Here is a 9,678-nt window from a genome sequence, read left to right as displayed (position 1 = left end):
GCCGTAGCTTAGCGCTGCCGGAGCTGATTTCCGGCTGGCGTAGCGAACTGATGGCCGATCGCCTGCGGGCGCTGCTCAGCGAATATCCGCGCTAGGTCACGGCAGCGCTAAGCTACGGCAAATAGCCCGGGAGATCTCCGGGCTATGCAACAAACTGGCCCGACAGCGCGAGGCTATCGGGCGCATCCAGCGTCAGGATTTCGACTCTTCCGGTTCTGGTAAAGTCACGTTCAACTCCAGAATCGAAATATCACCGTCTCGCTGCTCCAGCTGCACGCTGACCATTTCCGGGTCGATCTGCACGTACTTACAGATGACTTCCAGAATATCTTTTCGTAGCTGCGGCAGGTAATGCGGTTCAGCATCGCCGCGACGACGCTCCGCAACGATGATTTGCAGGCGCTCTTTCGCAATGTTGGCCGTGTTCTTTTTCCGCGAGAGAAAAAAGTCGAGTAATGCCATAATTTATCCTCCGAACAGGCGTTTGAGGAAACCTTTCTTCTCTTCTTCAATGAAGCGGAAAGGACGTTCTTCTCCGAGCAGACGTTCGACGGTGTCGGCATAGGCCTTACCTGCGTCCGATGCATCATCCAGAATAACCGGCTCACCCTGGTTCGACGCGCGCAGCACGGACTGATCTTCCGGGATCACGCCTACCAGATTGATACGCAGGATCTCCAGCACGTCTTCCATGCTCAGCATGTCGCCCTTATTGACGCGACCTGGGTTGTAGCGGGTCAGCAGCAGGTGCTCTTTAATCGGCTCTTCGCCATTTTCCGCGCGGCGGGATTTGGATGCAAGAATACCGAGGATGCGGTCGGAGTCACGAACGGAGGAGACTTCCGGGTTAGTGGTGATGATGGCTTCATCAGCGAAGTACAGCGCCATCAGCGCACCGGTTTCGATGCCTGCAGGGGAATCGCAGACAACAAAATCGAAATTCATTTTTTTCAGTTCTTCAAGAACCTTGTCTACGCCTTCGCGGGTCAGCGCGTCTTTATCACGCGTCTGGGAAGCGGGGAGGATGTAGAGGTTTTCGGTGCGCTTATCTTTAATTAACGCCTGGTTCAGCGTGGCGTCACCCTGAATAACGTTAACGAAGTCATAAACCACCCGGCGCTCGCAGCCCATGATCAGATCAAGGTTACGCAGGCCAATGTCGAAGTCGATAACGACGGTCTTCTTTCCCTTCTGGGCCAAACCAGTAGCGATGGCCGCGCTGGAGGTGGTCTTGCCAACGCCCCCTTTACCCGAAGTCACAACAATAATGCGTGCCATAGAAATTCCTTGTTAAAAAGGGACTAACTCAACGGTTGAATAGTCAAAGCGTTATCGCCCAGACGCAGACGCGCCGCTTTGCCATAAAATTCGGCCGGGATATTATCACTCAGCCAGTATTCCCCAGCGATGGACACCAGCTCCGCCGCGAGGTGTGAACAAAATATTTGGGCTTCCCTGTCGCCGCCTGCGCCTGCGAGTGCGCGACCTCGCATCGTGCCATATACATGGATATTACCGTCGGCGATAAGTTCCGCACCGGCACTCACATGATTTGTAACAATTAGATCACAGTGTGGTGCATAAATGCGCTGACCGGAACGTACCGGCAGGTCAATCAAACGCGTTTTTGTGATCTGATTAACAACTGGCGGGGCGACAACCGGTTCTGGCGGCGCCTGACGAGGCATTTTTTCTTTCCCTTCCGTCAGTAAAGGGATCCCGGTGCGGTCGATTTCCGTTTTCAGCCGCGGGACCTTGCAGCCGCTCACGCCGATAATACGTAAACCGGTGGTGGCGATGGCTTCCTGCATGGCGCGCCAGTCGACGACATTTTCGATGCTGCTAATATTCACAACGACCGGGGCGTGACGTAAAAACGCGGGGGCCTGGGCGATTTTGTCTTCTAACGCCTGACGAATAACCTCGGGATTTGCGTCGTGCAAATGAACGACAGATAAGGTGAAGCTACTGCCCTTAAGTTCGATTGGCGTATTTGACATCCTGGCCTTACTCAATTTGCTGTTTATCACCTGCCGAAGTGCGGTGATATTCCGAAGACTAAAAGGCATGTTATAGTCACTCATATATTGAGGCAAGTGACCACGGGTCTAATTCCGAGTAAAACTATGTTTTGTGTGATCTATCGAAGTACTAAACGTGAGCAAACCTATTTATATGTCGAAAAAAAGGACGATTTCTCACGCGTGCCCCCGGAATTAATGAGCAGCTTCGGCACGCCGAAAATGACCATGCTGCTGCCGCTCGACGGGCGTAAAAAACTGGCTGGCGCTGACCTGGAAAAAGTAAAACAGGCGTTGCGCGAACAGGGCTATTATCTGCAGATTCCTCCACCGCCTGAGAATTTACTCAAGAAGCATCTGGCGGAACAGGGGAATAATCCTTAAATAATTCAGACTGCGGGAAGGGGAACGTCGTTCGCGCCGGAGCAGCCTGAAGGAAAAGGGTATCACTGTGATTCACCCACTAAGGGGAAATAATGTACCAACATCATAACTGGCAGGGAGCATTACTGGATTTTCCGGTAAGCAAAGTCGTTTGCGTGGGCAGCAACTATGCAAACCACATAAAGGAAATGGGCAGTGCGACGCCGGAAGAACCGGTGCTGTTTATTAAACCTGAGACGGCGTTGTGCGATATCCGCCAGCCGTTGGTGCTTCCTGAGGGGCTGGGGTCGGTGCATCACGAAGTGGAGCTGGCGGTGCTGATTGGCAGCACGCTGCGCCAGGCGACCGAAGAGCACGTGCTCAAAGGGATCGCGGGCTACGGCGTGGCGCTGGATCTGACCCTGCGCGATCTGCAGGGCAAGATGAAAAAAGCCGGCCAGCCGTGGGAGAAGGCCAAGGGGTTCGACAACTCCTGCCCGATTTCCGGTTTTATTCCCGCCGCCGAGTTCCACGGCGATCCGCAGACCACCGCGCTGAGCCTGAAGGTAAACGGCGCTGTCCGCCAGCAGGGCACGACTGCCGATATGATCCATAAAATTGTGCCGCTGATTGCCTACATGTCGCGCTTCTTTACGCTGAAGGCCGGCGACGTGGTGCTGACCGGCACCCCGGAAGGCGTCGGCCCGCTGAACAGCGGCGACGAGCTCGAAGTCGGTTTTAACGGTTTCTCCCTGTCGACCCGCGTGCTGTAACCTCCTGTTGCCGCCTTCAGAGGCGGCAAAACTTGCATCGGCGTGCCAGACTGGTTATAAGGTGCACCCTGAATTGCAATGACGGACATCCCTATGAGCGAACAACTCTTCTGGCAACACAAAACGCTGGAGCAAATGACCGACGCGGAGTGGGAATCACTGTGCGACGGCTGCGGACAGTGCTGCCTGCATAAGCTGATGGATGAGGATACTGACGAAATCTATTTTACTAACGTCGCCTGCCGTCAGTTAAATATTAAAACCTGCCAGTGTCGTAACTATGAACGGCGCTTCGAGTATGAGCCGGACTGCATCAAGCTTACGCGGGACAATCTGCCGACCTTTGGGTGGCTGCCGCCAACCTGCGCCTATCGCCTGCTGGCGGAAGGCCAGCCGCTGCCGCACTGGCATCCGCTGCTGACCGGCTCGAAGGCGGCGATGCACGGCGAGCGTATTTCCGTACGCCATATCGCGGTGAAAGAGTCCACCGTTAACGACTGGCAGGACCATATTTTAAACAAGCCTGACTGGGCGCAGTAGAACTCTCAGTCGCAGTGCTAAAACAGAAAACCCGCCATCGGCGGGTTTTCTGTTTTCAGCCATCGGCAGGCGGGATTACGATTTTTTGCTGTGGAACAGCCCGTTTTCGCCGTCGGCGTCATCCTCAACCCAGAAGTTGATATTGAACTGGGCGTCGTCGCTTAATTCGATGCGGTGCCAGTACTGAGGAGGGCTGGTCGCAAACTGCCCGGCGTTAATCACCACTTTGACCTCCGGCTCCGTCGCCTGTTCGTCGGAGAAGCCATAATAAGTCACCGTCCCTTCCATCACGCAGAGCTGGCCGAAAACGGCGGCAGCGGTGTTGTGGTGGGTGAGCAGGGCGGCAGGTACGTTCTCTTTGGTAAAGAAGGGCGTGGAGCGTTTAACTTTCCAGTTAGCCGGAATACGCAGGTGAGACATCGTGAGCTCCTTAGCGGATGCGAATAAGATGTATTTAATATGAAACTTATGGGGCCTGACGTCAACTCGCGGGAGAGAAAAATACCCTACAGGCGCGGTGCCGGCGACCGGAGTCCGCTGCGCTCAACGAACGTCGGGCAGAAGCTGCGGCCTCCCCGAACCTTCGGCATCGTGGAGAGCTGCTGGGAGGCGAGGCAAAAAAAACCTGCCAGCGACTGCTCTGACAGGTTTTACTCTTAGCGGCGCGGCGGGATTAGCGGCCGAACAGATCGCGTTTTTTCGGTTTGAACGGCTGAGCAATCAGAACCAGCACGGCCACAACCAGATAGGCGGCAAAGATCCCCACCAGCCACTGCGGCATCTCCAGCGTCAGGAACTCCCACTGACGCACGGAACAGTCGCCGCTGGCCACGAACATCTGCGGCAGCCACTTATCCAGCGGCAGCCACGTTGGGAAACGGGCGGCAAAGTCGCAGGTCTGGAACGGAGAAGGGTGAAGCTGAATCATGGTATGTTCCCACGCCAGCTGCAGCCCCCGCAGCGCGCTGTAGAGCCAGATAACCAGCGCCACGTAGCGCAGCGGCGTTTTCGGAGCGATAGCGCCGACAATACCGGCGGCCATAATGCCTAATAGCGCACAGCGTTCGTAAATACACATTACGCAGGGCTGCAGCAGCATAACGTGCTGGAACCACAGCGCCACCATCTCAAGCGCGAAAGCGGTGAACGCCATCAGGAGCCAGGCTCCGCGTCCCCTTGAGCACTGGTTTAAATATCGCAACATAGTCTTTTCCCTGAAAAATGCTAAATCATGGCAGTGTAAACGAAAACCGAACCGACGCCAGCAGCTAGTCCGAAAATATTACGTAAAAATATTGCACATCCGCCGGTAGGTTACGGATGCGTCAATATCGCGTCAGGCTCAGGGAAGCTGCGGCGTCACGAGCCAGCCATTTTCGAGCATCCACTGCGTCGCCGGCATCAGCGTAAACTCGACGCACAGCAGCCCGACCAGGGTCATCACGATGGTGTAAGGCAGCGCCATCCACACCATTCGCCCGTAGGAGAGACGGATCAGCGGCGCCAGGGCGGAGGTCAGCAGGAACAGGAATGCCGCCTGGCCGTTAGGCGTGGCGACCGAAGGCAGGTTGGTGCCGGTATTGATAGCGACCGCCAGCAGCTCAAACTGCGGCAGGCTGATGGTGCCCTGCTGGAGCGCGGTTTTGGCCTCGTTGATATAGACCGTGCCGACGAAGACGTTATCGGAAATGGATGACAGCAGGCCGTTAAACAGATAGAACAGCGACAGCTGGGCGTGCGGCGACGCCTGCAGCACGAACTGGATCAGCGGCGAGAACAGGTGCTGGTCGATAATTACCGCTACCACGGCGAAAAAGACCGTCAGCAGCGCGGTGAACGGCAGCGCCTCGGTAAAGGCTTTACCGATAGCGTGCTCATCGGTCACGCCGGAGAAGGTGGTCGCCAGAACGATCACCGACAGACCGATCAGCCCGACCTCCCCAAGATGCAGGGCCAGCGCGGTAATCAGCCAGATACCGATAATTCCCTGGGCGATAAGCCGCAGGCGATCCTGACGGCTGCGCTGCTGGCGGCTGCGATCGTCGTAATCCTGCAGAACCTTACGCACCGCCGGCGGCAGGGGTTCCCCGTAGCCAAACAGGCCGAACTTCTCCACCAGCAGGCAGGTGAGCAGGCCGCAGACGATGACCGGCAGCGTCACCGGCGCCATGCGTAAGAAGAACTCGCCGAAGTGCCACCCGGCCGCTTTGGCGATAATCAGGTTTTGCGGTTCGCCCACCATGGTCATCACCCCGCCCAGCGCGGTACCGACGCCCGCGTGCATCATCAGGCTGCGCAAAAAGCCGCGGAACTGCTCCAGCACGTCGCGATAGTGCTGGTCGATGTGGCTATCGTCCAGCAGATCGAGATCGTCGGGCCGCGCGGAGGCCACGCGATGATAGATGCCGTAAAATCCCACCGCGACGCTAATCACCACCGCCACCACGGTTAACGCGTCGAGGAAGGCGGAGAGGAACGCCGCCGCCAGGCAAAAGGCCAGCGACAGCAGCATCTTGCTGCGGATCCCCAGCAGCAGGCGGGTAAAGATAAACAGCAGCAGCTGCTTCATAAAGTAGATCCCGGCCACCATGAATATCAGCAGCAGGAGCACTTCGAGGTTGCCGGCGATCTCATCGCGAATATGCTCCGCGGTGGTCATCCCGATAAATACCGCTTCGATAGCCAGCAGGCCACCGGGCAGTAGCGGATAGCATTTGAGCGCCATCGCCAGGGTAAAAATAAACTCAACAACCAGCAGCCAGCCGGCGACGAACGAATTGAGGTAGAACGCCAGCGGGTTAATGATTAAGAAGACAATTAAGGTGAGCTTATACCAGTCCGGAGACTGGCCAAGAAAATTACGCCACAGGGCGCGGCCATAAGACATTTCCACGACAGACATCCTTCCCCGTCAAATATTGACATGAATTTACGTATTGCGATTGGCAAGACTACCAGCTGAGCAAAAGGGGAAGCAACCTGGTTCGCATCGCGCCCGGCCTCTGCCAAACGCGAAGAGCAAAATCTCAAAATGAAACGGCGATCCCTTTTTAATTACCTCCTGGCGCTATCTGCCCCATAGCGGCTCTGGTATGATGAGTAGAATTTGCAACGCTGTGTAATGGAAATCTTACTATGGTCATTAAGGCGCAGAGCCCTGCGGGTTTCGCGGAAGAGTACATCATTGAAAGTATATGGAATAACCGCTTTCCCCCGGGCACCATTCTCCCCGCCGAACGTGAGCTTTCTGAACTTATTGGTGTGACCCGTACGACCTTACGCGAGGTTCTGCAGCGTCTGGCCCGTGACGGTTGGTTAACGATACAGCACGGCAAACCGACGAAGGTGAACAATTTCTGGGAAACGTCGGGTCTGAATATTCTCGAAACGCTGGCGCGCCTCGATCACGACAGCGTTCCGCAGCTGATCGATAACCTGCTGTCGGTGCGGACCAATATCTCCACTATCTTTATCCGCACGGCCTTCCGTCAGCATCCTGAAAACGCCCTGCAGGTTCTCGCCGCGGCGCGTGAGGTGGAAGACCACGGCGATGCGTTCGCCGATCTCGACTACGGCATCTTCCGCGGCCTGGCCTTTGCCTCCGGTAACCCGATCTACGGCCTGATCCTCAACGGCATGAAGGGCCTGTATACCCGCATTGGCCGTCACTATTTTGCCAATCCGGAAGCGCGCAGCCTGGCGCTGGGCTTCTATCACCAGCTGGCTAAAGTCTGTGAAGAAGGGCAGCACGAGCAGGTTTACGAGATCGTCCGCCGCTACGGGCATGAGAGCGGTGAAATCTGGCATCGTATGCAGAAAACGCTGCCGGGTGATTTAGTCATCGGTATGCGCTAAGTCCCGCAGTAAGATAAAAAACGCCCGGCGATTATGCCGGGCGTTTTGCTTTGTGCGATTTAGCGCCGCGCGATTTACAGCGCGTTTTGCCGCGGCGGGCTGCGCTCCAGCAGTTCGATGCTGCCATCGGCATTTTGCTGCTCCAGCAGGATGTCGAATCCCCACAGGCGATGGACATGCTTGAGCACCTCACGGCGGCCCTTATCCAGCGGGACGCGGTTATGCGGCACGTAGCGCAGCGTCAGCGAACGGTCGCCGCGAAGGTCGACGTTCCACACCTGAATATTCGGCTCAAGGTTGCTCAGGTTGTACTGGGCGGAAAGCTTGGCGCGAATCTCCCGATACCCCTCCTCGTTATGGATGGCCGAAATCTCCAGGTAGTTGTGATGGTCGTCGTCGAGCACCGTAAAGAAGCGGAAATCACGCATAATTTTCGGTGACAGGAACTGGCTGATAAAGCTCTCATCCTTGAAGTCGCGCATGGCAAAGTGCAGCGTCTCCAGCCAGTCCGAGCCGGCGATGTCCGGGAACCAGTATTTGTCCTCTTCGGTCGGCGACTGACAAATGCGCTTAATATCCTGGAACATGGCAAAGCCCAGCGCGTAGGGGTTAATCCCGTTGTACCACTGGCTGTTATAGGGCGGCTGGTAGATAACGTTGGTGTGGCTGTGCAGAAACTCCAGCATAAAGCGTTCCGTCACCTTGCCTTCATCGTACAGGTGGTTAAGGATCGTGTAGTGCCAGAAGGTCGCCCAGCCCTCGTTCATCACCTGAGTCTGCTTCTGCGGATAGAAATACTGGCTCACCTTACGCACGATACGCAGGATTTCACGCTGCCATGACTCCAGCAGCGGGGCGTTCTTCTCCATAAAGTAGAGCAGGTTTTCCTGCGGCTCCGAAGGGTAGCGGCGCGCGGTTTCGATGGCTTTCTCCTCTTCCCGTTTGGGCAGGGTGCGCCACAGCATATTCACCTGGCTTTGCAGATACTCTTCCCGGCTTTTCTGCCGCGCCTTCTCCTCCTGCAGCGAAATTTTCTGCGGACGCTTGTAGCGGTCGACGCCGTAGTTCATCAGCGCGTGGCAGGAGTCGAGCAGTTTCTCCACCTCATCAACGCCGTAACGCTCCTCGCACTCGGTGATGTATTTGCGGGCGAAGATCAGGTAGTCGATTATCGAGCTGGCGTCGGTCCAGCTGCGGAACAGGTAGTTATTCTTGAAAAAGGAGTTGTGCCCGTAGCAGGCGTGGGCCATCACCAGCGCCTGCATGGTAATGGTGTTCTCCTCCATCAGGTAGGCGATGCAGGGATTAGAGTTGATGACGATTTCGTAGGCCAGCCCCTGCTGGCCGTGCTTATACGCCTGCTCGGTTTCGATAAATTTCTTACCGAACGACCAGTGCGGGTAGTTGATTGGCATTCCGACGCTGGAGTAGGCATCCATCATCTGCTCGGAAGTAATGACTTCGATCTGATGCGGGTAGGTGTCGAGACGATACAGCTTCGCGACCCGGTCAACCTCGGCGAGGTAGGTTTCCAGCAGTTCAAAAGTCCAGTCGGGTCCATCGCTTAAACGAGTCGTGTCCCTGTTTATGGAATCAATCGTAGCCATTAGCGCGCCCTCATTGTCGGTGACTCTCTCTATACGGAGAGCCTCACAACAAGCATAGAACACGGCTCGGCAAACTGCGCCTGCGGACAATTTCTTTTCTTCGCGATTTAGCAATCTTAAAGGCCTGGTTTAGCCTTTAACGCAGAGTTTTATTCTGAGGAAAAATGAAGCGCAGCAGGAGATAGTAAATCTTCGGGGTCAGTGCTGGTGCGGTTCGGTGTGAGATAAGTCACCATAAATAAAGCGTATGTTGAATAATATTTTCAACTGAGTTATCAATTTGTAATCAGATGATTGTTCTTTAACTATTACGGAGTCGCTATGCGAGTCGTCATACTGGGAAGTGGGGTGGTTGGGGTAGCTAGTGCGTGGTATTTGAGTCAGGCAGGACATCAGGTGACGGTTATCGACCGACAGCCGGGGCCGGCGGAAGAGACCAGTGCCGCCAACGCCGGACAAATTTCTCCGGGCTACGCCGCACCCTGGGCCGCGCCCGGCGTGCCGCTGAAGGCCATTAAG

The 9,678-nt window shown here is 55.8% G+C and carries 12 protein-coding genes; 5 read left to right on the top strand and 7 right to left on the bottom strand.

What is annotated here, in order from left to right:
* Positions 1 to 192 precede the first annotated feature (192 nt).
* From minE to minC, 3 genes are read right to left on the bottom strand one after another with little or no spacing between them, the layout of a single operon-like run.
* A complete protein-coding gene (minE, locus tag PFH44_RS21660) occupies positions 193 to 462 on the bottom strand; it encodes a cell division topological specificity factor MinE (protein ID WP_041146181.1) in 270 nt (89 codons plus the stop codon).
* A gap of 3 nt (positions 463 to 465) precedes the next feature.
* A complete protein-coding gene (minD, locus tag PFH44_RS21655; RefSeq protein WP_041146180.1) occupies positions 466 to 1,278 on the bottom strand; it encodes a septum site-determining protein MinD in 813 nt (270 codons plus the stop codon).
* A 23-nt stretch (positions 1,279 to 1,301) separates the two neighbouring features.
* A complete protein-coding gene (minC, locus tag PFH44_RS21650; protein ID WP_045859131.1) occupies positions 1,302 to 2,000 on the bottom strand; it encodes a septum site-determining protein MinC in 699 nt (232 codons plus the stop codon).
* A gap of 126 nt (positions 2,001 to 2,126) precedes the next feature.
* Between minC and PFH44_RS21645 the strand changes: the two genes are divergently transcribed.
* From PFH44_RS21645 to PFH44_RS21635, 3 genes are all read left to right on the top strand, one after another.
* Positions 2,127 to 2,405, top strand: coding sequence for a YcgL domain-containing protein (locus tag PFH44_RS21645; protein ID WP_045859130.1), 279 nt, complete (start codon positions 2,127 to 2,129; stop codon positions 2,403 to 2,405).
* A 92-nt stretch (positions 2,406 to 2,497) separates the two neighbouring features.
* Complete coding sequence (locus tag PFH44_RS21640; protein WP_283826105.1) at positions 2,498 to 3,157, top strand: fumarylacetoacetate hydrolase family protein; 660 nt, start codon at positions 2,498 to 2,500, stop codon at positions 3,155 to 3,157.
* 93 nt (positions 3,158 to 3,250) lie between these two features.
* On the top strand, positions 3,251 to 3,697 hold the full coding sequence (locus tag PFH44_RS21635) for a YcgN family cysteine cluster protein (protein ID WP_463671562.1): 447 nt from the start codon (positions 3,251 to 3,253) through the stop codon (positions 3,695 to 3,697).
* Positions 3,698 to 3,772: 75 nt separating this feature from the next.
* Here the strand turns inward: PFH44_RS21635 and PFH44_RS21630 are convergent, their stop codons facing one another.
* From PFH44_RS21630 to nhaB, 3 genes are all read right to left on the bottom strand, one after another.
* Positions 3,773 to 4,117, bottom strand: a complete 345-nt coding sequence (locus PFH44_RS21630) for a TehB family protein (protein WP_045859126.1) — start codon at positions 4,115 to 4,117, stop codon at positions 3,773 to 3,775.
* Positions 4,118 to 4,370: 253 nt separating this feature from the next.
* Positions 4,371 to 4,901 carry a disulfide bond formation protein DsbB gene (gene dsbB, locus PFH44_RS21625; protein WP_041146174.1) on the bottom strand — a complete coding sequence of 177 codons (531 nt, stop codon included), beginning with the start codon at positions 4,899 to 4,901 and terminating at the stop codon, positions 4,371 to 4,373.
* 138 nt (positions 4,902 to 5,039) lie between these two features.
* The gene (nhaB, locus tag PFH44_RS21620) at positions 5,040 to 6,590 is read right to left on the bottom strand and encodes a sodium/proton antiporter NhaB (RefSeq protein WP_283826103.1); all 1,551 of its coding nucleotides are present in this window, start codon (positions 6,588 to 6,590) and stop codon (positions 5,040 to 5,042) included.
* Positions 6,591 to 6,832: 242 nt separating this feature from the next.
* Here nhaB and fadR point away from each other — a divergent pair, with 242 nt between their 5' ends.
* A complete protein-coding gene (fadR, locus tag PFH44_RS21615) occupies positions 6,833 to 7,552 on the top strand; it encodes a fatty acid metabolism transcriptional regulator FadR (protein WP_045859121.1) in 720 nt (239 codons plus the stop codon).
* Positions 7,553 to 7,626: 74 nt separating this feature from the next.
* Here the strand turns inward: fadR and PFH44_RS21610 are convergent, their stop codons facing one another.
* A complete protein-coding gene (locus PFH44_RS21610; RefSeq protein ID WP_041146171.1) occupies positions 7,627 to 9,159 on the bottom strand; it encodes a SpoVR family protein in 1,533 nt (510 codons plus the stop codon).
* Between the two features lie 321 nt (positions 9,160 to 9,480).
* On the opposite strand from PFH44_RS21610, the gene PFH44_RS21605 reads away from it, so the two are divergent.
* Positions 9,481 to 9,678 (top strand): FAD-dependent oxidoreductase (locus tag PFH44_RS21605; protein WP_283826102.1); only part of this gene is annotated, 198 nt, incomplete at its 3' end.

It is taken from the genome of Klebsiella sp. Ech2A, assembly GCF_030078455.1.
GTDB classification, from domain to species: domain Bacteria; phylum Pseudomonadota; class Gammaproteobacteria; order Enterobacterales; family Enterobacteriaceae; genus Klebsiella; species Klebsiella terrigena.
Note: the sequence above shows the minus strand (reverse complement) of the source record. Positions and strands in the feature narration are given on the sequence as shown.